This is a genomic window from Pseudonocardia sp. ICBG1293, from assembly GCF_020131355.1.
Lineage (GTDB): Bacteria > Actinomycetota > Actinomycetes > Mycobacteriales > Pseudonocardiaceae > Pseudonocardia.
Map to the genome: position 1 here is coordinate 447147 of NZ_JAHLEL010000051.1, position 21866 is coordinate 469012.

Genomic DNA, 21866 nt, shown 5'->3' on the forward strand with positions numbered 1-21866 from the left:
CAGGTCTCTATCAGCGGTCGTTGGCGCCCTCCGGCCACGGCGACAACACCCCCCAGATCATCGGGCGACAGGGGCAGTCAGTCATACCGCGGCCGGCGGCCTGCAAGCCCTCAGCGGGCTTGATCAAGAAGGTAACGGGGGCGACCGTGGCTGACCCGCCGGACCGGTCGTCCGGGGGACCGGCGGGTGACCCGCCCCGCCAACGGCGTGCGGGGGAGCCCGCCCGTCGCCGGTCCGGGGAGCCCCGGCCACGACGTCGCCCGGCCGACGCGGACGACCCCGCCCGGTCCCGCCCCCGCGAGGAGGACGACGCCCCGCGCCGCCGGTCGCGGGAGGAGCGCGCCGACCCGGGCCGGCGCCGACCGGCGGGCGAGGAGGGATCGCGGCCGCGGGACGGCGACGATGCGCCGCGTCGCCGCCCGCGCCGGGAGGGTGCCCCCCGGCGGCGGAACGCGGACGGGGAGGCGCCCCGCCGTCCCGCCGCCGACGACGTCGACCCGCGTCCGGCGTCGCGCCCGGAACGTCGCGGCGAGCGGGACGACCGGCCCGGCCGGCGTCGGCCGTCCGGTGACCGGCCGGTGCGCCGGCGGAGCGGCGGGGACGAGCCTGTCCGCCGGCGCCGGACCGAGGCGGGCGACCGGGAACGGCCCGCGCGCCGGGACCGCCCCGCCGACGACGGCGCCGACCGGGCCTCCGGGGTGCGTCCGCGTCGCCGGGAGGCCGCCGCGGACCGGCGGCCGGAGACCCGGCGGCGGGGGACCGACGGGGGTCCGCGTCGTCGGCGCGCCCGCCGGGACGACCCCGACCGCGACGTCCACGACGGCGTGGCGACGGTCGGCGACGGTGTGCCGGAGAACGAGCCCGACGCCGAGCAGTACGACGCCGAGCAGCACGACGCCGAGCAGCACGACGCCGAGCAGCACGACGCCGAGCAGTACGACGCCGAGCAGTACGACGATGCCGACGACTCGACCGAGGACGACTCGACCGGGGACGACTCGACCGAGGACAACTCGACTGAGGACGACTGGACCGAGGACGACCCGGCCGACGAGTACCCCGACGACCGGACGCCGGAGGGCGACGACCCGGAGGAGGACACCGTCGATCCGCACGAGGACCTGGTGGACGAGGACCGGGTGGACGAGGACCGGGTGGACGACGAGCCCGAGCCACGAGCCGACCCGCCCCCGCGCCGCCGGATCGGCGCCCGGGCGGCCGCCCGCGCGGCCGTCGAACAGATCGCGGAGATGACCGGGCGGGCACCGGAGGGGGTCACGTTCGTCCGGAAGCAGGAGGACAGCTGGATGGTCGGGGTCGAGGTCGTCGAGACCGAACGCATCCCCGACTCGTCCGACGTGCTGGCCGTCTACGAGGCCGAGCTCGACGACGAGGCCGAGCTGATGTCGTACCAGCGGGTCCGGCGCTACCCGCGCGGCCGCGGCGACGACGACTGAGGGGGGACCATGAGCGCCGCCGTCCGCTGGAGCGGTTCCGGTGCGCCGCAGCGCCGCACCGAACGCGCTCCCCAGCAGTCGGGCACCGACCTGGCGGACATCCTGGAACGCGTCCTGGACAAGGGCATCGTCATCGCGGGGGACATCCAGGTGAACCTGCTCGACATCGAGCTGCTCACCATCAAGATCCGGCTGGTCGTGGCCTCGGTGGACCGGGCCAAGGAGATGGGCATCGACTGGTGGGAGCGCGACCCGACGCTGTCGGGGGGCCGTGGTGAGCTGTAGGAGGAGAACACCCGGCTGCGCGAGCGGCTCGCACGCCTCGAACGGCTGCTACCGGCCGACGCCGACCCCGGAGCGGACGGCGACGGCACGGATCGTGACGGCACGGATCGTGACGGCACGGACCGCGACGACGGATCCGCCCGGGCCGACGCCCTCGAGAGGTCGATCGACGATGCGGTCGGCGCGGCCGGTGGGACCGACGAGGACCTCGCGCAGAGCCGCGACGAGGAGTTCGACGGGGAGTTCGACGAGGAGCGGGGCCCGGAGGCGGACGACCCCGGAGCGGACGACGGGGCCGACGGGGACGGGGCTCCCGCCCCGCCCCGCCGCCGCTCCGCGGGCCCCCGCCGGCGCGGCACCACCAAGCGGCGTACGACGCGCGGGAGGGACTGATCCGTGGATCTGACCTACGTCTACGCCGTCGGGGACGCAGCCCCGCCCGACCTGACCGGTGTCACCGGCATCGGGGGCCGCCCGGTGCACACCGTGACCGGCGGCGGCGCACTCTGGGCGGCCACCGGCACCGTTCCCGCGCTCGACTTCGGCGAGGACGTCCTGAGCACCCGGCTCGAGGACCTCACCTGGCTCGCGACGACGGCGCGCGAGCACCACGCCGTCGTCGACGCGCTGGGGGCGCGCACCGTCGTCGCGCCGCTCGCCCTGGCGACGGTCTACCGCGACGACGAGCGGGTCCGCGCCGTCCTGGCCGAGCGCTCCCCGGCGTTCTCCGCGGTGCTGGACCGGCTCCGGGGCCGCACCGAGTGGGGCGTGAAGGCCTACGCCGCGGCGGCGGCGGAGCGTCGTGACGGCGGACGGGCGGCGTCCGGTGCCGACTACCTGCGGCGCCGCCGACGCGAGCTCGACCGGGCCGCGGGCGACGACGACGCCGCCCACGCCGCCGCACACGCGTTGCACGAGGCGGCCGCGGGCGCCGCGGTGACGGCGCGGCGGCACCGGCTGCACGCCCCCGCGCTGACCGGGCGCCCGGAGGCGATGGTCCTCAACGGCGCCTATCTGGTCGACGACGCCGACCGCGACTCCTGGCGCGCCGCCGTCGGCGCCGCCGCCTCCGGTGCCGGACTGATCGTCGAGGTCACGGGGCCGTGGGTGCCGTACTCGTTCGTCGCGGACGAGCGGTGAACGCGGGGGAGACCGGCCTCGCCCACCGCGAGGTCGCCCTGGTCGACCTGCTCGACCGGCTGCTCGCCGGTGGGGTGGTGCTCGCCGGCGACGTGACGGTGTCGCTGGCCGGGGTGGACCTGATCCGCATCTCGCTGCGCGCGCTGATCGTCTCGATCGCCCCCGCCGGGCGGCACGCGGGGGAGGAGCCGTCGGATGACGCCTGACCCGCGGCCCGCCGGCCGGATCGACATCGACCGCGACGCCGTCCGCCGCGACCTCATGAAGCTGGTGCTGACCATCGTCGAGCTGTTGCGTCAGCTGATGGAACGCCAGGCGCTGCGACGGGTGGACCAGGGCGACCTGACCGACGACGAGGTCGAGGACCTCGGCACCGCCCTCATGCACCTGGAGGAGGCCATGGACGAGCTGACCGAGGAGTTCGGGCTCACCCCCGCCGACCTCAACCTCGAACTCGGCCCGCTCGGTCCGCTCCTGCCCCGGCACCGCTCGTGACCGCGCCGCCGGGCAGCAGCGCCCGCACCGCCCGCACGTGTGCCTCGAACTCCCGGGTCCGCGACCGCAGCACCCGCCCGCCCAACGGTGTCAGCCGGTACCCCCGGCTGCCGGCCGGGCGGCGCACGAGCCGGTTCCGTTCGAGCCGGTGCAGCGCCCGGTGCACCGACCCCGCGGACAGGGGCACCGCACCGCCGGACCGCTCGTGCACGGCGGCGAGCACCGCGGCCCCGTCACCGGGGGCGGCGTGGACCGCGCGGAGCAGCAGCAGGTCCAGCGTGGGCCGGTCACGTGGACGCATCGAGGGGCCCCTTCCGCTCGTCGGGCCGGCCCGGAGCGTTCCCGCGCCGGGCCGGACGGAAACCGACCCGCACCCGTCACCGAGAGGACCGATCGTCATGGCCGCACCCACGAGGACCCGATGAGCACCGCGACGCAGGAGGTGACCGCGGCCCCGCCGGACCGGGCACCGGCCGCCGGGCAGGCACCGCCGACCCCCGCCGAGCCGATGACCCGGCTGCGCGACGCCGGGGAACGGCTGCTGGCCGCGCTCGTCGACCGGCTCGCCGCGCTCGCCTGCGAGAAGGTGGACCGGCTGGCCGACTCGCTGGAACAGGTGGCGGCCGACGGCGGGCCGGGCCTCGGCGCCGCGCTCGGCGCCGGCCGGGCACTCGCCCGCGGCGACAACCCGGTGTGGGGCGCGGTCAAGGGCGGGTTCGCCGCGCTCGGGACGGCGGCGAAGGTGCTGATCGGGGTGGTGGTGGCGCTGGCCCCGGTGCTGCTGCTGGTGGCGCTGGTCGTCGCGATCGTCGCGGCGCTGGTGTGGGCCGTGGTCGCGGCGGTGCGGGCCGCCGCGGCCTGAGGTCAGAGGGTGAGCAGCATCCGCACGTTGCCCAGGGTGTTCGGCTTGACGTGGGCGAGGTCGAGGAACTCGGCGACGCCGGCGTCGTAGCTGCGCAGCATCGCCGCGAAGACCTCGGCGGACACGGGCGTCCCGTCGATCTCGGCGAACCCGTGCCGGGCGAAGAACTGCTTCTCGAAGGTGAGCACGAACAGCCGCTCCAGCCCGAGCTCGCGGGCGCCGTCGATCAGGGCGGCGACGATCCGGTGCCCGACCCCGCGGCCCAGCACCGACGGGGACACCGCGACCGTGCGGATCTCGCCCAGGTCCTCCCACAGCACGTGCAGCGCACCGCACCCGACGACCGTGCCGTCGACCTCGGCGACGAGGAACTCCGGGACGGCCTCGTAGAGGGTCACGGTCTCCTTGGCCAGCAGGACCGTCCCCGCGTACTCGTCGACCAGCTCGCGGATCCGGCGGACGTCACGGGTGCGGGCACGTCGGACGAGCACGTCGGGGACCGGGGCGGGGACGGGCTCGGGCACGGCAGGAGAGCCTAGACCGGGGCCGTCGGGCCCGGCGTCTACCCTGGTACCCGTGGCTTCCCCCGAGAACGCACCCCGTCGCGCCGCCCTGCTGACGCTGGGCTGCGCGCGCAACGAGGTCGACTCCGAGGAGCTCGCGGGCCGCCTGGCCGGGTCCGGCTGGGAGCTGGTCGACGCCGAGGACGGCAGCCCCGACGTCATCGTCGTCAACACCTGCGGATTCGTCGAGCAGGCCAAGAAGGACTCGATCGACACCGTGCTGGCCGCCTCGGACGTGGCCCGCCCGGCGGGGGCGAAGGTCGTCGCCGTGGGGTGTCTCGCCGAGCGCTACGGCGCCGAGCTGGCCGCCGACCTGCCCGAGGCCGACGCGGTGCTCGGCTTCGACGCCTACCCCGAGCTCGCCGAGCGGCTCGGCGACGTCCTGGGTGGGCACGCTCCCGCCCCGCACGTCCCCACCGACCGCCGCACCCTCCTCCCGATCTCGCCGGTGGAGCGCCCCGCCGCCACCGCGGACGTCTCGGTCCCCGGTCACGACTGGGTGCCCGACATCGCGCGCACCCGCCTGTCCGGCGGGCCGGTCGCGTCGCTGAAGCTCGCCTCGGGCTGCGACCGCCGGTGCGCGTTCTGCGCCATCCCGAGCTTCCGCGGCAGCTTCGTGTCCCGCCCGCCGGCCGACGTGCTCGGCGAGGCCGTCTGGCTCGCCCGGCAGGACGTGCGCGAGCTGGTCCTCGTCAGCGAGAACTCCACCAGCTACGGCAAGGACCTCCCCGGGGGTACCCGCGCGCTGGTCGACCTCCTCCCGCAGCTGGCCGCCGTCGACGGGGTCGAGCGGATCCGCGTCGCCTACCTGCAGCCGGCCGAGCTGCGGCCCGACCTGCTCCGCGTCATCGCCACCACGCCGGGTGTCGCGCCCTACTTCGACCTCTCGTTCCAGCACGCGTCGGCACGGGTGCTGCGCCGGATGCGCCGCTTCGGGTCGCGCACCGACTTCCTCGACCTCTGCGAGCGCATCCGCGCACTCGCGCCGGAGGCCGGGATCCGGTCCAACATCATCGTCGGGTTCCCGGGGGAGACCGAGGAGGACCTCGCCGAGCTGGAGGCCTTCCTGCCCGGGGCCCGGCTCGACGCCGTCGGTGTCTTCGGCTACTCCGACGAGGACGGCACCGAGGCCGAGGGCTACGACGGCCACGTCGACCCGGCGGAGGTGCAGGCCCGCGTCGCGCGGATCTCGGCGCTGGTCGACGAGCTGATGGAACAGCGCGCCGAGGAGCGCGTCGGGACCGAGGTCGTCGTACTGGTGGAGTCCGCGGAGGACGACGAGGACGACTGCACCGGTCGCGCCGCGCACCAGGGCCCCGACGCCGACGGCGAGTGCACCGTCGTCGCCGCGGCGCAGGACGGCCCGGAGCCGGACTCGCTGCGACCGGGCGACCTGGTCCGTTGCCGGGTCGTCGACACCGAGGGCGTCGACCTGCTGGTGGAGGCCCTCGAGCTGCTCGAACCGCGGGTGCCGGCCGGGGCCGTTCCGGCGGCCTCCGCAGCCGGATGAGTTCGCACCCGGCCGGGGGCACCGCCGGAGTCGGCGACCCGCCGCTGCTCAACATCGCCAACGCGCTGACGGTGCTGCGGCTGCTGCTCGTCCCGGTCTTCGTGGTGACGCTGTTCGTCGGCGGCGGCGAGGACGTGGTGTGGCGGCTGGTCGCGTTCGCGGTCTTCGTGGTCGCGGCCGCCACCGACCGGCTCGACGGGCAGCTGGCCCGCAGCCGCGGACTCGTCACCTGGTTCGGCGCGCTCGTCGACCCGATCGCGGACAAGGCGCTGATGGGGGCGGCACTGGTCGGGCTCTCGATCCTGGGCGTGCTGCCCTGGTGGGTGACGGTCGTGATCGTCGTCCGTGAGCTCGGCATCACCGCACTGCGCTTCGTCGTGATCCGCCGGCGCGGCGTCATCCCGGCCAGCCGCGGCGGCAAGGCCAAGACCGTCGCCCAGACGGTGGCGATCGGGGCGTTCCTGCTGCCGCTGCCGCTGCTGCTGGGATCCGACACCGCGGCGACGACCGCGGTGCTCGTCCTCCAGTGGGCGATGATGGCCGTCGCCCTGGTGCTCACCGTCGTGACCGGCGCCGGCTACGTCCGCAAGGCCGTCCGACCACGACCCGCGTGACCTGCGGGGACGATCCGGGGCCGGTTCGGCGTTGAGGTGTTCGCCGTGGGCGGACAGCGTCACGGCGCGGCGGGACCGGGGAAGTCGGTACGGTGAGACATCACCGGATGTCCGGGGAGCAGTCGAGGAGGGCACATGCTGCTGCGGGAAGCGATCGGCAGTGGGCTGCGTGAGGTGCGCACGGCGCGCCGGCGCACGCTGCGCGACATCTCGCGGGCCGCGCGGGTGAGCCTCGGGTACCTCTCGGAGGTCGAGCGCGGGCGCAAGGAGCCCTCGAGCGAGCTGCTCGCGGCGATCTGCGAGGCGCTCGGGGTGTCGGTGCCGGACCTGCTCACCGCGGTCGCCGCCGAGATGACCACGGCGACCTCCGCCGCGGCCGCGCACCGCCGCGACGACGTGCTCGTCCCGATCGGGCAGCGCCACGCCGAGCTCCGCCTGGCCGGACGGCCGGGCTCCACGGTCGCCGCACCGGCGACCTCGGGTGGGCCGGTGGCCTCCGCGGCCTGAGCGCACGGCCCGCCCCCGGCCGGTCGCCCGCGCGGTAGGGTGCGGGCAGACCGGCAGCGATGCCAGGATGGACAGGGCCGGAGGTCCGGCCGACCACGGGGGGAACGCGGGGTCGGTCCGGGGTCCGCACGCCCGCCGTGGTGGCGGGCACGGTCGCGAGCGAACGCAGGCGGAGGACGCGCAGAGATGGCCAACGGATTCACCAAGTTCTTCAGCTATCTGTCGGCCCTGTTCTCGTCGAAGGTCGACGAGCACGCCGACCCGAAGGTGCAGATCCAGCAGGCCATCGAGGATGCCCAGCGCCAGCACCAGCAGCTGTCGCAGCAGGCGGCCGCGGTGATCGGCAACCAGCGTCAGCTGGAGATGAAGCTGAACCGGCAGCTGGGTGAGATCGAGAAGCTGCAGTCGTCGGCGCGCCAGGCGCTCGTGCTGGCCGACCAGGCCCGCTCCCAGGGCGACGAGCAGAAGGCCCAGCAGTACGAGCAGTCGGCGCAGACCTTCGCGACCCAGCTGGTGACCGCTGAGCAGGGCGTCGAGGACCTCAAGACGCTGCACGACCAGTCGATCGGTGCCGCCGCCCAGGCCAAGCAGGCCGTCGAGCGGAACTCGATGATGCTGCAGCAGAAGATCTCCGAGCGCACGAAGCTGCTCAGCCAGCTCGAGCAGGCCAAGATGCAGGAGCAGGCGGCGAAGTCGCTGCAGCAGATGAGCGAGCTGTCCGCACCGCGCAACGCGCCCTCCCTCGACGAGGTCCGCGACAAGATCGAGAAGCGGTACGCGACCGCGCTCGGGTCCGCGGAGCTCGCCCAGAACTCGGTGCAGGGCCGGATGCTGGAGGTCCAGCAGTCGACCACCGACATGGCGGGCATGTCGCGGCTGGAGCAGATCCGGGCGTCGATGTCCGGTGCGCCGATCGCCGGCGGTCAGCAGGCCCCGCAGGTCGGCCAGGGCGACCAGACCCAGCAGCTGCCGTCCTCGCCGGCCCCGGCCCAGCAGCAGAACACCCAGAACCAGCAGCAGCCCGGCACCGCCTGAGCCGCTCCGCCGTTCCGCGCCGTCCGCCGCGGTCCCGATCCCGGGGTCGCGGCGGTGGTGTGTCCGGGGCCGGTCAGTCCGCCCGCAGTGCCCGTTCGATCGCCCGGCGCGCCCGGCCCGCGGCCGTCGTGTCCCGTCGCAGCTGCAGGGCGGCGTTCAGCGCGAGTCCGGCTGCGACGATCTCGAACAGCGCCTGCTCGGTGTCGAATCCCGCGGGTAGCTCCCCGCTCTCGACCGCGACACGCAGGTCCGTGTGCAGCTGGTCCTGCCAGCGCGACCACACTGCAGCCACCGCGTCGCGCACCCGGCCGGGACGTCCGTCGTACTCGGTGAGGGCGGCGGTCATCAGGCACCCGCCCGGCAGCAACGGGTGCTCCAGGTAGTCCACCGAGCCCCGGCACACCGACCGCAGCCGCACGAGCCCCGGCGGGTCCGACCGTGCAGGCTCCACGACGCGGTGCCAGAAGTCGACGAAGGCCTTGTCCAGGGTGGAGAGCTGCAACGCCTCCTTGGTGCCGAAGTGCTTGTGCACCCCGGACTTGCTCATCGTCAGCTCCTCGGCGAGCCGGCCGATCGTGATGCCGTCCAGGCCCTCCACGGAGGCGATCGCGGCAGCCCGGTCCAGGATCCGCCCCCGGGTGCGCTGCGCCTCGGCCGCAGACCGTCGCGGTGACATGCTCCGAGGGTAGCGCACGGTCGTTCGCTATTGTTTGGTGAACGGTCGTACGCCAATATTGGCGTCGACGATCCGACGGAGGGGGACGGGATGCGGTTGCGACGGTTGGGCTGGGCCGGGCTGGAGGTCGGGTCCGGAGGGCGGCGGCTGGTGATCGACCATGTGCGGGACGTCTCGACGATGTTCCCGGGCTGGCGGCCCGGCGCCGGGTTGGTGGCCCCGGACGGCGAGGTCGACGCGGCCCTGGTCACCCACCTGCACCGTGACCACACCGACGCGGGAGCACTGGCCGCGGTGCTGGCCCCGGACGCGCCGGTGTTGCGCCCGGCGCCGGGGTCCGGTGACGATGTGGACACGGCCTTCACCGCCCTCGCCGAGCGGGAGCTGGTCGAGCACCGGTTGCGCACCGAGGTCGTCGAGGAGTGGAGCACCCGCGAGCTCGGGCCGTTCCGGGTCACCGCCGTCCCGGCTGTCGACGGGTTCGGGGACCCGCAGGTCAGCTGGGTGGTGGAGGCCGACGGCCGGCGGATCCTGCACGGTGGGGACACGCTGTTCCACGGTCACTGGTGGCACGTCGCGCGGCGGTCCGGTCCGTTCGACGCGGTGTTCCTCCCGATCAACGGGGTGGTGGTCGACGCGCCGTTGCGGCAGCCGTCGAGCCGCCTGCCCGCCGCGATGGACCCGCGCCAGGCCGCGGAGGCGGCGCGGATCCTGGGCGCCCGGCACCTGGTCCCCATCCACTACGAGCCGGAGCAGGCGGACGAGCTCGACCACTACCGCGAGGTCGAGGACCCGGTCGGCGAGCTCCGCCGGCACGCGGGTGATCGTGTGCGCGTCCTGGCGGTCGGCGCCGGGTGGGACCCGGACCGATGAGCCGCCGCCCGGGTCGGGGACCCGGCGCCGGGCGTCAGCGGGTGCGGGCCACCCCCGGTGGCGGCCGTCCCGGTGCCCCGCGTCGCGGACCGGTGCTGCGGCGCACCGGGCGCGGTGCGGGTCCGGTCTGGCAGCGCGGGCACCAGTAGGTCACCCGGGCCCGGTGGTCGTCGCCCTGGTCGGCGGTCCGGATGCGGGTGCCGCAGCGGCGGCACGGCCGCCCCGGCCGTTCGAACACCCAGTGCGCCTCACCCGCGGCCAGGGAGCCGGTCGTGGTCTGTTCCGGGCGGTCCTTGTTCGACGACAGCAGCCGCCGCGACAGGTCGATCACCCCCGGCAGGTCGGGCACGTCGCGCACCGGCACCCACGGGCTGAGCCCGAGCAGGAAGCAGATGTCGTTGCGGTAGAGGTTGCCGAGCCCGGCCATCACCCGCTGTTCGAGCAGGACCAGACCGAGCGGGTGGTCGGCGCGGGCGGTCATCCGGCGCAGGGCCTCGGCGTCGTGACCGGGTCCCCAGTCCGGATCGAGCAGGTCGGGCCCGAGATGACCGACGAGGGTGTGCTCGTCACCGGTGGGGAGCAGCTCCAGGTCGTGCAGGGCGAACCCGACGGCGACCCGGTCCGCGGTCTCCAGGACCGCGCGTGCCTCGTGCGCGACCCGGCGCCAGCGCATGCCCGGCCGGTACAGGTGCCAGGAGCCGTCCATCCGGAAGTGGCTGTGCAGGCTGCGGCCGTCGTCGAACCGGGTGAACAGGTGCTTGCCGACCGGGACGACACCGGTGACGGTCAGCCCGGCCAGGTCGTGCTCGACCAGACGCGGGTGGCGCAGCTCCCCGCGCAGCAGCTCGTGCCCCGCCAGCGCGCTGTGCAGCCGCTTGCCTGCCAGGTACACGGTGTCTCCCTCGGGCACGACCGCGACGCTACCCGGGCGGGCCCGGTCCGGCCCGGGCTCAGTCGAGGACGAGCGTCCGCATCCGGGGCCACACCTGCGACCACGGATGCGCCATGCCCTCGCCCAGCCAGATGCGGTTGCCGTCCCCGAGGTCGGCGACCGGTCGCAGCGTCACCCCGGTGGGGGCGAGCAGGCCGGGGTCCTTCCCGAGGAGGATCACGACGTCGTGGTCGTCCGGGGGCGGGTCGAAGTAGCCGTAGCTGCGGTTGCCGCTGTACCCGGGTGACAGGCCCAGTGCCGGGTCGGCGGTGTCGACGTAGGCGGCGAAGATGTAGGAGTCGCCCACCACGACCGCACGGTCGCGCCGGTCCGGGGGCAGTCCGTCGTACACCCGGGCGACCTCGCCGACGATCCGGTCCGGCACCGCGGGGTCGGCCGCCGCAGCACCGGCGGACAGCATCGTCGCGGCGAGGGCGACCGACAGCACCCCCGCGGGCCACGCCACCCAGGACCACCGTCGCCGACCGGCCTCGCGCCGCTGCTGGAGCCACACCGCACCGAGCGCGGCGACGGCGCCGTGCAGCCCGCACAGGTAGTAGGCGCGCCCCACGGTCACCGCGAACACGATCCACAGCAGCAGGAAGGTGACCGCCACGAAGCGGTAGGGCCGCAGCCGCGGCGACGTGAACGCCGCGACCGCACCGACCAGCACGAGCACCGAGCCGAGCAGACCCGCCAGCAGCAGCATCGCCACCGCGTTCGGGCCCGGCCCGCCGAACAGGGCCGACTCCTGGGCGACGACCGAGGTCATCCGCAGCTGTGGCCATCCGTGCACGGCCTGCCACACCAGCGTCGGCGACGCGATCAGCGCGCCGACCAGCGCGGCCCACCAGAACGCGGGCCGGCGCAGCATCGCCCGCGGCCCGGCCACCCCGATCGCGAGGACCAGCACCGCGCCCAGCAGGATGACCTGGAACTTCGTCAGCGCGGCCAGGCCCAGGAGCGGTCCCACGGCGAGGAGCAGCCGGTCGTCGCGGACCCGGGTCCAGCGCACCAGCAGCCACAGCAGCAGCGCCCACTGCAGCGGTTCGAGCGAGTACGGCGTCAGGAAGTGCCCGAACAGCGTCACCCACAGGCCGGTGGCCTGGGCGAGCGCGGTGAGTACCTGGGCGCGACGGTCACCGCCCAGCTCCCGGGCGATCAGCGCGGCGACGACGACCGCACCGGCCGTCGCCAGGGACGGCACGATCCGCAGCACCCCGTTCACCCCGGGGGCGACGGCGTCGGCCAGCCCGGCCAGCGCCGGTGCGACCGGGGGCTGGTCGGCCGACCCCCAGTCCAGGTGGTGGCGGCCGATCGCGAGCATCAACGCCTCGTCGAACCAGTACCCGCGGCCGAGCGCGCCCATGACGAGATGGACGACGGCCACCACCCCGGCGACGATCCCCACGGGCAACCACGCCGGCGGTGGGACGACCGCGGGTGCGGCATCGGAGTCCCGGACGGTGGTCGACGACGTCATGTGTCCCCCCCAGCGCGACGACGCGGGCGCCGGCGGACCCGGCCCCGGTGGCCATCACACCCCGGGCGCCCCGCCCGACGCAGCGGGCATCGGGCGGGTGGACGATCGACTTCGGTCTACCGGTGCCCGACCCGGGTCAGCCGCGCGGGGCGCTGCGGGCGATCCGCAGCCCCCACAGCACCAGCGGGACCTGCAGCGGCAGCCGCCCCCAGCCGATCACCCGGTACACCGGTGCCTTGCGGTTCCAGTGCAGCGCCATCGACACGTTGGCCGGGAACACCGCCGCGAACAGCGCGGCCGCGGCGTAGCCCCCGGCGCGCCGGGTCCGCGGGTGCGCGACGGCCGCGGCGACGGCACCCTCGGCGGCCCCGGAGGCGTAGGTCCAGAACCGGGGTCCACCGGGCAGGCTGCGCGGGACGATCGAGTCGAACGGCTCGGGACGCACCACGTGCAGGACGGCGGCGGTGCCGAGCAGCCCCGCGAGCCCGGCGGCGAGGCGCCGGTCGCGGGAGGAGGGGCCGGGGGAGCGACGGATCATGGGCCGATGGTGCCACCCGGCGGCGGGCCGGGCCGGTCCGGTCGCGCGTCCGGCGGTCGGTCAGCCGATCGGCTCGGGCAGACGGTCCACCTCGTAGGCCAGCCCGATCGTGTCGCCGGTGGCCGGGTCGTGCAGCTCGACCCGCCAGGCGTCGGCGAACTGGTCGACCCCGGCCCGCATCGCGACCGTCCCCGAGAGCAGGACGGTGCCGGGGACCAGCCAGCCGCGCTCGCGCAGCAGGTCGACCCAGTAGCCGGGCGGCAGCAGCGCGGCCAGCGTCGCGTCCTGCACGAGCTCCTCGGCGCCGTCGCCGGTGCCGTCGCCGTCGTGGCGGACCCAGGCGCGCAGGGAGATGTCGTCGAGCCGGTCGGCGACCTCGGACAGCCGCCAGGCCCGGCGGCCCAGGACGTCGAGGCCCGCGTTCTTGCTCCACGCGACGCCGTGCACCTCCAGGGCCCGGTCGGTGTGGTCGCACGCCACGGTCAGCAGCGGGTCCGTGACGTCGTCACCGATGACGAGCGCCCATTCCGCCTCCCCGGAGGTCCGGCCGTGCTGGGCGGGGACCCGCCCGGTCTGCGAGGCGAGGTACGGCGAGACCGGGTACAGCGCGGGCACCGTGTCGGGGGCCGGGACACCGAGCTCGGCCAGCTCGGCGACGTGTGCGGCGACCTCCTCCTGGGCACGTCCGGCGTACCCGGCGTTGAAGACCCGGTGCACCTCCACCGAGCGGGTGCTGCCGTCGGGCAGGGCCAGTTCGAGCGTCACGGGGGACCTCCGTCAGATGTGTACGTCGCGTTACCGATGCGCACGAGGGTTGCGCACACACTGTGTATACAGCAAGTATGAGGCTCGTCCCACCGACCGCCTCCGACCCCGGGAGCCTGCGATGACCTCGCCCTCCGCCTCGTCGTCACCTCCGGTCGACCGCCGTGACCTGCGCAAGGCGTTCGTCGCGAGCCTCACCGGCACCTCGCTGGAGTGGTACGACTTCGCCGTCTACTCGGCGGCGGCCGCGCTGGTGTTCCCGGTGCTGTTCTTCCCGGCCGCGGACCCGGTGACCGGCCTGCTGCTCGCGTTCTCCACCTACGCCGTCGGCTACGTCTCGCGTCCGCTGGGCGGTGTGGTGTTCGGCCGGCTCGGCGACGTGATCGGCCGCAAGCAGGTCCTGGTCATCACGCTCGTGCTGATCGGTGTCGCGACGTTCCTCATCGGTCTGCTGCCGACCTACGGCACGATCGGCGTCGCCGCGCCGGTCCTGCTGGTGCTCCTGCGCTTCGCCCAGGGCGTCGGCGTCGGCGGGGAGTGGGGCGGTGCGGTCCTGCTGTCCAGCGAGTTCGGCGAGCCGCGCCGGCGTGGGTTCTGGGCCTCCGCGGCCCAGGTCGGTCCGCCCGCGGGCAACCTGCTGTCCAACGGCGTCCTGGCCCTGCTCACCCTGCTGCTCAGTGACCAGCAGTTCCTGGACTGGGGCTGGCGGCTCGCGTTCCTGCTGTCGGCGGTGCTGGTGGCGTTCGGGCTGTGGATCCGGCTGAAGCTGGAGGACACGCCGGTCTTCCGCGCGATCGCCGAGTCCGGTGACCGTCCGTCGTCGCCGGTGCGCGAGGTGTTCACCGCCGAGCGCCGGCCGCTGCTGGCGGGGATCCTGAGCCGGATCGGGCCGGACGTCAGCTACGCGTTGTTCACCGTCTTCGTGCTCACCTTCGCCACCACCCATCTCGGGTTCTCGCGGTCGGAGGTGCTCGGCGCGATCCTGATCGGCTCGGCGCTGCAGCTGCCCGCGATCCCGCTGGCCGGGGCGCTCACCGACCGGTTCAACCGGCGTCTGGTCTACGGCGTCGCCGCCGTCGGGGGCGCGGTGTGGCCGTTCGTCTTCTTCCCGATGATCGCAGGCGGTTCGTTCGCGCTGCTCGTCGTCGGCATCGTGGTCGGGCTGGCCCTGCACTCGTTCATGTACGGGCCGCAGGCCGCGTTCGTCACCGAGCAGTTCTCGCCGCGGCTGCGCTACACCGGCAGCTCGCTGGCCTACACCATCGCCGGCGTGGTCGGTGGCGCCGTCGCGCCCCTGGCGTTCACCGCGCTGTCCGGCGGGTCGGGCAACTGGGTGCCGGTCGCGGCCTACCTGGCCGTCGCCTGCGTGCTGACGGTCGTCGGGCTGCTCCTCGGCCGCGACCCCGACCACGACGAGGACGAGGCCTACCTCGCCCTCACGCCCTGAGCAGCACGCGCAGGGTCAGCTGCAGGTGCTCGTCGATCGCCTTCGCCGCCACCTCGGGGTCGTCGCCGGCCAGCGCCTCCAGGATCCGGCCGTGCTCGGTGCACACCGCCTGTCGCCGGTCCTCGGTCCGGAACAGGGCGGTGACGCCGATCCGGCGCTGGCGCACCCGCAGCCCGGCGTAGGTCCGTGACAGCAGGGCGTTCCCGGCGGCGTCCACGAGAGTCTGGTGGAAGACCATGTCGAGTTCGATGAACTCGGCCGGGTCCCCACCGGCGCCGGCGAGCCGCCGCTGGTGGTCCAGGGCCGCGTCCATGGCCTCGAACGGGACGCCGTGGGTCACCATCGCGGCGCGCGCGGCATGCTGCTCCAGGACCCCGCGCAGCTCCATCAGCTCGGCGATCTGCCGGCCGGTCAGCGGCGGCACATAGGCGCCGCGACCGGGCAGCATCTCGACCAGGCCGTCGGCCACGAGCAGCAGCAGCGCCTCCCGGACGGGGGTGCGCGACACCCCGATCCGGCCCGCGAGCTCGTTCTCGTTGAGGAACGTGCCCTGCACCCGCGGGTCGACCAGGACGGTCTCGCGCAGGTAGTGCAACGCACGCTCGCGACCGGACTCCCGTGACGTCGGCATACGACACGTATACACCGAACCACCCCAGGAGAACCCATGCGGATCGCCCTCGTCCAGATCGCCGCCGGCACCGACCCGACGGACAATCTCGCCACGGTCGCCGACGGCATCGCCGACGCGGCCTCCCGGGGCGCGCGGCTCGTCGTGTTCCCCGAGGCCACCCAGTGCCGGTTCGGGGTGCCGCTCGGCCCGGTCGCCGAGCCCCTCGACGGCCCGTGGGCGACCCGGGTCCGTGAGCTCGCCGCCGGAGCCGGGGTCACGGTGGTGGCCGGGATGTTCACCCCCACCGACGACGGCCGCGTCCGCAACACCCTGCTCGCCACCGGGCCCGACGTCGAGGAGCACTACGACAAGATCCATCTGTTCGACGCCTTCGGGTTCGCCGAGTCCGACACCGTGGCGCCGGGGGACCGGCCGGTCACGATCGTCGTCGACGGGGTGACGGTCGGTCTCGCGACCTGCTACGACCTGCGGTTCGCCGGTCTGTTCCAGGTCCTCGGCGACGCCGGCGCGCAGGTCGTCGTGGTGCCCGCGTCCTGGGGCGCCGGTCCGGGGAAGGCCGAGCAGTGGGAGCTGCTCGTCCGCGCCCGTGCCCTCGACGCCACCGCGGTCGTGGCGGCCTGCGACCAGGCGGATCCGGACGCGGCCGGCCGACCCGTCCCCGGCGGGGCCCCGACGGGGATCGGGAGGAGCACCGTGGCCGGTCCCACCGGCGCGGTCCTCGCGGCCCTGGACGCCGGACCCGGGACGCTGCTGGTGGACCTCGACCTCGACACGGTGACCGCCGCCCGGGCGGCCGTCCCGGTCCTGGCGAACCGGCGGTACTGACGTCGTCCGCCCGACCCGCTCAGGCCCGCAGCCGCAACCCCTTCGGCGTCACCCGGAACCCGGCCTCGGTGAGCACCTCGGACAGCGCCGAGACCAGCGAGTCCTGCCCGTCGGCGCGCTCCACGGCGAGCGACCCGAGCCAGCCCTCGTGCACCGCTCCCGCCAGGGACTCGGCCCCGGCGCGCAGCTCGTCGCGGTCCTCGGTGAACGACAGCAGCGACTTGCCGCCCCGTTCGACGTAGAGCGCGGGTGCCCCGTCGACCAGCGCCACCAGGGCACCCGCCTTGCGGCCGGGACGGTGCCGGGTCTCGCCGGTGGTCTCCGGCCAGGGCAGGGCCGCACCGTAGGGCTGGGCGGGGTCGGTGGCCGCGAGCACCACCCGGGACAGCTCGCGCCACGCCTCCCTCGGCGCCTGCGGCCGCCGCCCGGCACCGCCGTCGAACTCGCCGTACCGGCCCGCACCGCCGAGCCCGCCGAGGCCGCCGCGCAGGTCGTCGGGCACCCCGGCGTACGGGTCGCCGGTCCCGGGGGAGCCGGACGCGTCACCGACGAGGTCGTCGGGCAGCGGCTCACCGTCCCCGGCGCGGCCGACGGACCCGGCCCGGCCGGTGGGATCGGGCGGGCCGTCGTGCGGGGCGTGGCCGCCGTGCGGGGCGCGGCCGACGGGCGCCGAGGGGCGGCCGGGGTCGTCGAGATCTCCGGGGCCGGGGCCGGGGCCGGGGCCGGACGGGCCGGGACGGTCGGCGGGGTCGGCGGTGACCGCCCCGGGGCCGGCACCGAGGCGGCGCGGACCGGCCTGCGGGGCGGGGGAGGGAGCGCCGAGGGCTCCGGCGAGGGCACGGACCCGGTCGATGGCACCGGGTACCGCGAACTGTGCCGCGCCCAGCCCCTCGACGACGTAGCCACGACGGCACCGCCCGGACTCCTCCATCGCCCGGAGCACCTTGTACACCGCGGCGAACCCGCCGGTGACCCGCTCGGTGCCCAGCGCGCCCCGGGTCAGCACCCCGTGGCGTTCCAGGAAGGCCTCCGCGGTCGCGTGCGCGCGGCGGGTCGGGTCGGGCTCCCGTGGCACGGCCACCGACCAGCGCCCGCCCACCGACGGCGGACCGGTCCGGCTGGGCATCGACGGCCGACCCGCACGCAGCTGGGCGTAGCGCCCGCGGGCCGGCCGACGTGCGGTGCGGTGTGCCCCGCCCTGCCGCCCGGACGCGCCGCGTCGCGAGCCGCCACCGGACAGGCGGGCCCGCAGCGGGCCGAGCGTGTCGTTGGTGAGCGCACCCGCCCAGACCAGGTCCCAGACGGCGGCGACGACGTCGTCGTCGGAGGGGGCGGGTTCCTCCTGCTCCGTCAGCAGCACGCCGGCCCGCGTCGCGAGCTCGCGGAAGAACAGCGCCCCACCCCCGGAGTCCGGTACCGCCCCCGGGTCGGTCAGGCCGGCCGGGTCGGTCAGCCCGAGCGCGGCCAGCACCGCGGTGTGCAGCGGGGTGCCTGCGGTGTCCAGGTCCGGGGCGGGCAGCAGCAGGTCCGCCACGTCGGCCGGGGCGAGCGCCAGCCAGCCGTCCTGCCCGGACAGCGCGCCGCACCCGACCCAGGTGACCTCGCCGGCCGCGGTCAGCTCGTCGAGCAGCGCCGGGGTGTAGCCGGGGAGCCGCGCGGGCAGCACCAGCGACTCGAGCGCGCTCGCCGACAGCGGTGCGCCGGCGAGCTGCTCGACCACGCCCAGGACGTCCTCCGCACCGGGTGCACGCCGCACCCGGCCGCGCCGCTCGGAACCGGACCGGACCTGCACGCCCTGCCACTGCGGCAGGAACCGCCCGAGTGCGCGCTGCTCGACGGGCTCGACCTCGTGCCGCAGCTTCGCCAGGGAGGCGCGGCGCAGCCGGCGCAGCACCTCGGCGTCGCAGTACTCCAGCTCCCCGCCGGACCCCGCCGGCACCGACGCCTGTGGCCGCAGCTCGCCCTTCATCAGCCGGCCGGTGCCGGTCAGCCGCTCCAGCACCCCGGCGACCACGGCCACGCCCAGCCCGAAGCGGCGAGCGAGCTCGGCGGCGGTGAACGGGCCGTGCGTGCGCGCCCAGCGCAGCACGAGGTCCCCGAGCGGATCCGGTACCGGCTCGGTGAACGCCTCCGGCACCCCGACCGGCAGGGCGGTGCCCAGCGCGTCGCGGATGCGCCCGGCGTCCTCGACCGCGATGAACCGCTCCTCACCGGCGATCCGCACCCGCAGCGCCCGGCGGTCGCGTTCCAGCTGCGCCAGCCACGCCGGGTCGACGCCGCGGGCCCGGCCGTCGGCCTCGGACAGGTCTCCGACGAAACGCAGCAGGTCCGCCGCACCCTCCACGTCACGGGCGTGCCGGTCCGGATCGGTGCGCTGCAGCTGTGCCTCGATCTCGGCGAGCATCTCCGGGTCGAGCAGCTCGCGGATCGCCTCGGAGCCGAGCAGCTCCGCGAGCAGCGTCGAGTCCAGCGACAGCGCGGCCGCACGGCGCTCGGCCAGCGGGGCGTCGGCCTCGTAGAGGAACATCCCGACGTAGCCGAACAGCAGGCTGCGCGCGAACGGCGACGGCTGGGCCGTCTCGACCTCGGCGACCTTCACCTTCCGCGCGGCGACGTCACCCATCAGCTCCCGCAGCCCCGGCAGGTCGTAGACGTCCTGCACACACTCCCGCATCGCCTCCAGGGTGATCGGGAACTGCTCGAACTTGCCCGCCACGCTCAGCAGCTGCGCCGACTTCTGGCGCTGCTGCCACAGCGGGCTGCGCCGGCGTGGGTCGCGACGGGGCAGCAGCAGCGCCCGCGCGGCGCACTCCCGGAACCGGGAGGCGTAGAGCGCCGAGTTCCCGAGCTCCGCGACGACGATCTGCTCGATCTCCCCCGGCTCCAGCAACACGTCCTCGGCGCTCGGGACGACCTCGGTGCCGTTGTCGTCGACCGCGTCCGGCAGGCGCAGCACGATCCCGTCGTCGGCTCCCGACGCGCTCACCTCGACCCCGCGGCGCTCCCGCATCCGGGCCGCGATCGCGAGTGCCCACGGCCCGTTGACCTGGGCCCCGAACGGCGAGTGCACGACCAGGCGCCAGTCGCCCAGCTCGTCGCGGAACCGTTCGACCAGGATCGTGCGGTCGCTCGGGACGTGCCGGGTCGCCTCACGCTGTTCGCGCAGGTAGGACAGCAGGTTGTCGCAGGCCCACTCGTCGAGTCCGGCCGCGGCGGCCCGCTCACGGGCGTCGGAGTCGGCGAGGCCGGACATCTCGCGCACGAACGCCCCGACGGCCCGGCCCAGCTCCAGCGGACGCCCGATCGACTCGCCCTTCCAGAACGGCATCCGGGCGGGCACCCCCGGCGCCGGGGTCACGATCACGCGGTCGTGGGTGATGTCCTCGACCCGCCACGACGAGGTCCCCAGCAGGAACGTGTCGCCGACGCGGGACTCGTAGACCATCTCCTCGTCGAGCTCGCCGACCCGCGACCCGGCCCCGTCCGCGCCGCCGGGCGTCATCACGGTGAACAGCCCGCGGTCGGGGATGGTGCCGCCGGAGGTCACCGCGAGGCGCTGCGCGCCGGGACGGCCGCGCAGCTCGTCGGTGACCCGGTCCCAGGTGATCCGGGCACGCAGCTCGCCGAACTCCTCGGAGGGGTAGCGCCCGGCCAGCATGTCCAGCACCGAGTGCAGTGCCGAGTCCGGCAGGGCGGCGAACGGCGCCGCCCTGCGGACCGTCGCGGCCAGGTCCGACAGCGTCCACGGCTCCATCGCGACCATTGCGACGATCTGCTGGGCCAGCACGTCGAGCGGGTTGCGCGGATAGCGCGTCGACTCGATCGACCCGGTCGTCATCCGTTCCGCGACCACGGCGCACGACACCAGATCCCCGCGGTACTTGGGGAACACGACGCCCTCGGACACCGCGCCCACCTGGTGCCCGGCACGCCCGACCCGCTGCAGACCGGACGCGACCGAGGGTGGTGCCTCGACCTGCACGACGAGGTCGACCGCCCCCATGTCGATGCCGAGCTCCAGGCTGGAGGTCGCCACGACGCACGGCAGCACGCCGGACTTCAGCTCCTCCTCGACGAGGGTGCGCTGGTCGCGCGACATCGAACCGTGGTGGGCCTTGGCGACCGTCGGCGCGGCCCCGCCACCCACCCCCGACTGGCCGACCGCCTCGGCCGGGAAAGCGCCCGGGTCGTCGAGGTCCGTGGCCTCCTCCAGGGCGGCGGCCTCCTGCTCGGCGGCGAGCTCGTTGAGCCGGGAGGTGAGCCGCTCGGCGAGCCGGCGGGAGTTGGAGAAGACGATGGTCGAGCGGTGCTCGCGCACCAGACCGAGCAGCCGCTCCTCGACGGCGGGCCAGATCGAGGGCTTGCGCGCGGTGCCGGCGGCCGAGCCCACGACCTCCTCGTCGGTGCTGCCCGGGGCCGGCCGCTCGTCGAGCGCGGCCAGGTCCGGGACCGGGACCTGCACCTCGACCCGGATCGTCTTGGGCACGGCGGGCTGCACGACCTCGACCGGGCGGGTGCCGGACAGGAAGGTGGAGACCTCGTCGACCGGGCGCACGGTGGCCGAGAGGCCGATCCGCTGCGGGGTGGTCTCGGTGATCTCCTCCAGCCGCTCCAGCGACACCGCCAGGTGCGCCCCCCGCTTCGTCCCGGAGACGGCGTGCACCTCGTCGAGGATCACCGTCGTCACCCCGCGCAGGGACTCCCGCGCCGCCGAGGTGAGCAGCAGGAACAGCGACTCGGGGGTGGTCACCAGCACGTCCGGCGGGGTGCGCTGGAACTGGCGCCGCTCGTCGGCCGGGGTGTCGCCGGTGCGCATCCCGACGGTGATGTCGGGGACCGGCTCGTCGAGGCGCTGCGCGGCCTGGCGGATGCCGGTCAGCGGTGAGCGCAGGTTGCGCTGCACGTCGACGGCGAGGGCCTTCAGCGGGGAGACGTAGAGGACCCGGCAACGGTGCTTCGGCTCGGCGGGCGGCGGCGTGGCCGCGAGCCGGTCGAGCGCCCACAGGAACGCCGCCAGGGTCTTGCCGGACCCGGTCGGTGCGACGACCAGCGCGTTGCGCCCGGCCTGCGCCGCCGACCAGGCACCCTCCTGGGCGGCCGTGGGCGCGGCGAAGGCCCCCTCGAACCACTGGCGGGTGGCGGGGGAGAAGCCCTCGAGTGCGGTCACGCCGACCATCATGCGGGTGGGGTCCGACAGTCACCCGTCGGACCGGGCGTGGCCCGCGC

General features: G+C 75.2%; 22 protein-coding genes. 13 read left to right on the forward strand and 9 right to left on the reverse strand.

What is annotated here, in order from left to right; translation table 11 throughout:
- Nucleotides 1-146: 146 nt before the first annotated feature.
- The 5 genes from gvpO (at nucleotide 147) to KPF47_RS28140 (ending at nucleotide 3377) form a co-directional block, all read left to right on the forward strand.
- Nucleotides 147-1457 carry a gas vesicle protein GvpO gene (gene gvpO / locus KPF47_RS28120; protein WP_224391825.1) on the forward strand — a complete coding sequence of 437 codons (1311 nt, stop codon included), beginning with the start codon at nucleotides 147-149 and terminating at the stop codon, nucleotides 1455-1457.
- 9 nt (nucleotides 1458-1466) lie between these two features.
- The gene (locus tag KPF47_RS28125) at nucleotides 1467-1742 is read left to right on the forward strand and encodes a gas vesicle protein (RefSeq protein WP_224391826.1); all 276 of its coding nucleotides are present in this window, start codon (nucleotides 1467-1469) and stop codon (nucleotides 1740-1742) included.
- Between the two features lie 396 nt (nucleotides 1743-2138).
- Nucleotides 2139-2882, forward strand: coding sequence for a GvpL/GvpF family gas vesicle protein (locus tag KPF47_RS28130; RefSeq protein ID WP_224391827.1), 744 nt, complete (start codon nucleotides 2139-2141; stop codon nucleotides 2880-2882).
- Nucleotides 2879-3088, forward strand: a complete 210-nt coding sequence (locus KPF47_RS28135; RefSeq protein ID WP_224391828.1) for a gas vesicle protein — start codon at nucleotides 2879-2881, stop codon at nucleotides 3086-3088. Before KPF47_RS28130 ends, KPF47_RS28135 begins: the two co-directional genes overlap by 4 nt.
- Complete coding sequence (locus KPF47_RS28140) at nucleotides 3078-3377, forward strand: gas vesicle protein K (RefSeq protein WP_224391829.1); 300 nt, start codon at nucleotides 3078-3080, stop codon at nucleotides 3375-3377. The genes KPF47_RS28135 and KPF47_RS28140 overlap by 11 nt, the downstream gene beginning before the upstream one ends.
- On the opposite strand, the gene KPF47_RS28145 is transcribed toward KPF47_RS28140, so the two are convergent.
- Entirely contained in the window at nucleotides 3325-3678 is a 354-nt protein-coding gene (locus KPF47_RS28145; protein WP_224391830.1) for a PadR family transcriptional regulator, read from the reverse strand. The genes KPF47_RS28140 and KPF47_RS28145 overlap by 53 nt on opposite strands.
- Nucleotides 3679-3798: 120 nt before the next feature.
- Between KPF47_RS28145 and KPF47_RS28150 the strand changes: the two genes are divergently transcribed.
- Nucleotides 3799-4239: a hypothetical protein gene (locus KPF47_RS28150; protein WP_224391831.1), complete on the forward strand. Its 441-nt coding sequence runs from the start codon at nucleotides 3799-3801 to the stop codon at nucleotides 4237-4239.
- 2 nt (nucleotides 4240-4241) lie between these two features.
- Here KPF47_RS28150 and KPF47_RS28155 read toward each other — a convergent pair whose 3' ends face one another.
- Nucleotides 4242-4763, reverse strand: coding sequence for an amino-acid N-acetyltransferase (locus KPF47_RS28155; protein WP_224391832.1), 522 nt, complete (start codon nucleotides 4761-4763; stop codon nucleotides 4242-4244).
- Between the two features lie 52 nt (nucleotides 4764-4815).
- On the opposite strand from KPF47_RS28155, the gene rimO reads away from it, so the two are divergent.
- The 4 genes from rimO (at nucleotide 4816) to KPF47_RS28175 (ending at nucleotide 8468) form a co-directional block, all read left to right on the forward strand.
- Nucleotides 4816-6312, forward strand: a complete 1497-nt coding sequence (gene rimO / locus KPF47_RS28160; RefSeq protein WP_224391833.1) for a 30S ribosomal protein S12 methylthiotransferase RimO — start codon at nucleotides 4816-4818, stop codon at nucleotides 6310-6312.
- Complete coding sequence (gene pgsA / locus KPF47_RS28165; RefSeq protein ID WP_224391834.1) at nucleotides 6309-6926, forward strand: CDP-diacylglycerol--glycerol-3-phosphate 3-phosphatidyltransferase; 618 nt, start codon at nucleotides 6309-6311, stop codon at nucleotides 6924-6926. Before rimO ends, pgsA begins: the two co-directional genes overlap by 4 nt.
- A gap of 135 nt (nucleotides 6927-7061) precedes the next feature.
- Nucleotides 7062-7433: a helix-turn-helix domain-containing protein gene (locus KPF47_RS28170; protein WP_224391835.1), complete on the forward strand. Its 372-nt coding sequence runs from the start codon at nucleotides 7062-7064 to the stop codon at nucleotides 7431-7433.
- Nucleotides 7434-7619: 186 nt separating this feature from the next.
- The gene (locus KPF47_RS28175; protein ID WP_224391836.1) at nucleotides 7620-8468 is read left to right on the forward strand and encodes a PspA/IM30 family protein; all 849 of its coding nucleotides are present in this window, start codon (nucleotides 7620-7622) and stop codon (nucleotides 8466-8468) included.
- A gap of 73 nt (nucleotides 8469-8541) precedes the next feature.
- Here the strand turns inward: KPF47_RS28175 and KPF47_RS28180 are convergent, their stop codons facing one another.
- Entirely contained in the window at nucleotides 8542-9144 is a 603-nt protein-coding gene (locus KPF47_RS28180; RefSeq protein ID WP_224391837.1) for a TetR/AcrR family transcriptional regulator, read from the reverse strand.
- A 90-nt stretch (nucleotides 9145-9234) separates the two neighbouring features.
- Between KPF47_RS28180 and KPF47_RS28185 the strand changes: the two genes are divergently transcribed.
- Nucleotides 9235-10017 carry an MBL fold metallo-hydrolase gene (locus KPF47_RS28185; RefSeq protein ID WP_224391838.1) on the forward strand — a complete coding sequence of 261 codons (783 nt, stop codon included), beginning with the start codon at nucleotides 9235-9237 and terminating at the stop codon, nucleotides 10015-10017.
- A 34-nt stretch (nucleotides 10018-10051) separates the two neighbouring features.
- Here the strand turns inward: KPF47_RS28185 and KPF47_RS28190 are convergent, their stop codons facing one another.
- From KPF47_RS28190 to KPF47_RS28205, 4 genes are all read right to left on the reverse strand, one after another.
- A complete protein-coding gene (locus tag KPF47_RS28190; protein WP_224391839.1) occupies nucleotides 10052-10927 on the reverse strand; it encodes a DNA-formamidopyrimidine glycosylase family protein in 876 nt (291 codons plus the stop codon).
- Nucleotides 10928-10967: 40 nt separating this feature from the next.
- The gene (locus KPF47_RS28195; RefSeq protein WP_224391840.1) at nucleotides 10968-12431 is read right to left on the reverse strand and encodes a glycosyltransferase family 39 protein; all 1464 of its coding nucleotides are present in this window, start codon (nucleotides 12429-12431) and stop codon (nucleotides 10968-10970) included.
- Nucleotides 12432-12567: 136 nt separating this feature from the next.
- Nucleotides 12568-12969 (reverse strand): hypothetical protein, encoded by a 402-nt coding sequence (locus KPF47_RS28200; protein WP_224391841.1) that lies wholly within the window; start codon nucleotides 12967-12969, stop codon nucleotides 12568-12570.
- Between the two features lie 60 nt (nucleotides 12970-13029).
- Nucleotides 13030-13734 carry a DUF2848 domain-containing protein gene (locus KPF47_RS28205; protein ID WP_224391842.1) on the reverse strand — a complete coding sequence of 235 codons (705 nt, stop codon included), beginning with the start codon at nucleotides 13732-13734 and terminating at the stop codon, nucleotides 13030-13032.
- Nucleotides 13735-13855: 121 nt separating this feature from the next.
- Here KPF47_RS28205 and KPF47_RS28210 point away from each other — a divergent pair, with 121 nt between their 5' ends.
- Nucleotides 13856-15181: an MFS transporter gene (locus tag KPF47_RS28210; protein WP_224391843.1), complete on the forward strand. Its 1326-nt coding sequence runs from the start codon at nucleotides 13856-13858 to the stop codon at nucleotides 15179-15181.
- Here KPF47_RS28210 and KPF47_RS28215 read toward each other — a convergent pair.
- A complete protein-coding gene (locus KPF47_RS28215) occupies nucleotides 15171-15812 on the reverse strand; it encodes a GntR family transcriptional regulator (protein ID WP_224391844.1) in 642 nt (213 codons plus the stop codon). The genes KPF47_RS28210 and KPF47_RS28215 overlap by 11 nt on opposite strands.
- A 36-nt stretch (nucleotides 15813-15848) precedes the next feature.
- Here KPF47_RS28215 and KPF47_RS28220 point away from each other — a divergent pair, with 36 nt between their 5' ends.
- Nucleotides 15849-16640 (forward strand): carbon-nitrogen hydrolase family protein, encoded by a 792-nt coding sequence (locus tag KPF47_RS28220; protein ID WP_224391845.1) that lies wholly within the window; start codon nucleotides 15849-15851, stop codon nucleotides 16638-16640.
- Between the two features lie 19 nt (nucleotides 16641-16659).
- Here the strand turns inward: KPF47_RS28220 and KPF47_RS28225 are convergent, their stop codons facing one another.
- Nucleotides 16660-21816 carry an ATP-dependent helicase gene (locus KPF47_RS28225; RefSeq protein WP_374108910.1) on the reverse strand — a complete coding sequence of 1719 codons (5157 nt, stop codon included), beginning with the start codon at nucleotides 21814-21816 and terminating at the stop codon, nucleotides 16660-16662.
- Nucleotides 21817-21866 lie beyond the last annotated feature (50 nt).

Bases quoted from the DNA above. Each gene is read 5' to 3' on its own strand.
- KPF47_RS28150 (WP_224391831.1), top strand. From the start codon at position 3,799: ATGAGCACCGCGACGCAGGAGGTGACCGCGGCCCCGCCGGACCGGGCA.
- KPF47_RS28145 (WP_224391830.1), bottom strand. From the start codon at position 3,678: ATGCGTCCACGTGACCGGCCCACGCTGGACCTGCTGCTGCTCCGCGCG.
- KPF47_RS28140 (WP_224391829.1), top strand. From the start codon at position 3,078: ATGACGCCTGACCCGCGGCCCGCCGGCCGGATCGACATCGACCGCGAC.
- pgsA (WP_224391834.1), top strand. From the start codon at position 6,309: ATGAGTTCGCACCCGGCCGGGGGCACCGCCGGAGTCGGCGACCCGCCG.
- KPF47_RS28210 (WP_224391843.1), top strand. From the start codon at position 13,856: ATGACCTCGCCCTCCGCCTCGTCGTCACCTCCGGTCGACCGCCGTGAC.
- KPF47_RS28175 (WP_224391836.1), top strand. From the start codon at position 7,620: ATGGCCAACGGATTCACCAAGTTCTTCAGCTATCTGTCGGCCCTGTTC.
- KPF47_RS28195 (WP_224391840.1), bottom strand. From the start codon at position 12,431: ATGACGTCGTCGACCACCGTCCGGGACTCCGATGCCGCACCCGCGGTC.
- KPF47_RS28225 (WP_374108910.1), bottom strand. From the start codon at position 21,816: ATGGTCGGCGTGACCGCACTCGAGGGCTTCTCCCCCGCCACCCGCCAG.
- KPF47_RS28185 (WP_224391838.1), top strand. From the start codon at position 9,235: ATGCGGTTGCGACGGTTGGGCTGGGCCGGGCTGGAGGTCGGGTCCGGA.
- KPF47_RS28200 (WP_224391841.1), bottom strand. From the start codon at position 12,969: ATGATCCGTCGCTCCCCCGGCCCCTCCTCCCGCGACCGGCGCCTCGCC.
- KPF47_RS28180 (WP_224391837.1), bottom strand. From the start codon at position 9,144: ATGTCACCGCGACGGTCTGCGGCCGAGGCGCAGCGCACCCGGGGGCGG.
- KPF47_RS28215 (WP_224391844.1), bottom strand. From the start codon at position 15,812: ATGCCGACGTCACGGGAGTCCGGTCGCGAGCGTGCGTTGCACTACCTG.
- KPF47_RS28220 (WP_224391845.1), top strand. From the start codon at position 15,849: ATGCGGATCGCCCTCGTCCAGATCGCCGCCGGCACCGACCCGACGGAC.
- KPF47_RS28170 (WP_224391835.1), top strand. From the start codon at position 7,062: ATGCTGCTGCGGGAAGCGATCGGCAGTGGGCTGCGTGAGGTGCGCACG.
- KPF47_RS28125 (WP_224391826.1), top strand. From the start codon at position 1,467: ATGAGCGCCGCCGTCCGCTGGAGCGGTTCCGGTGCGCCGCAGCGCCGC.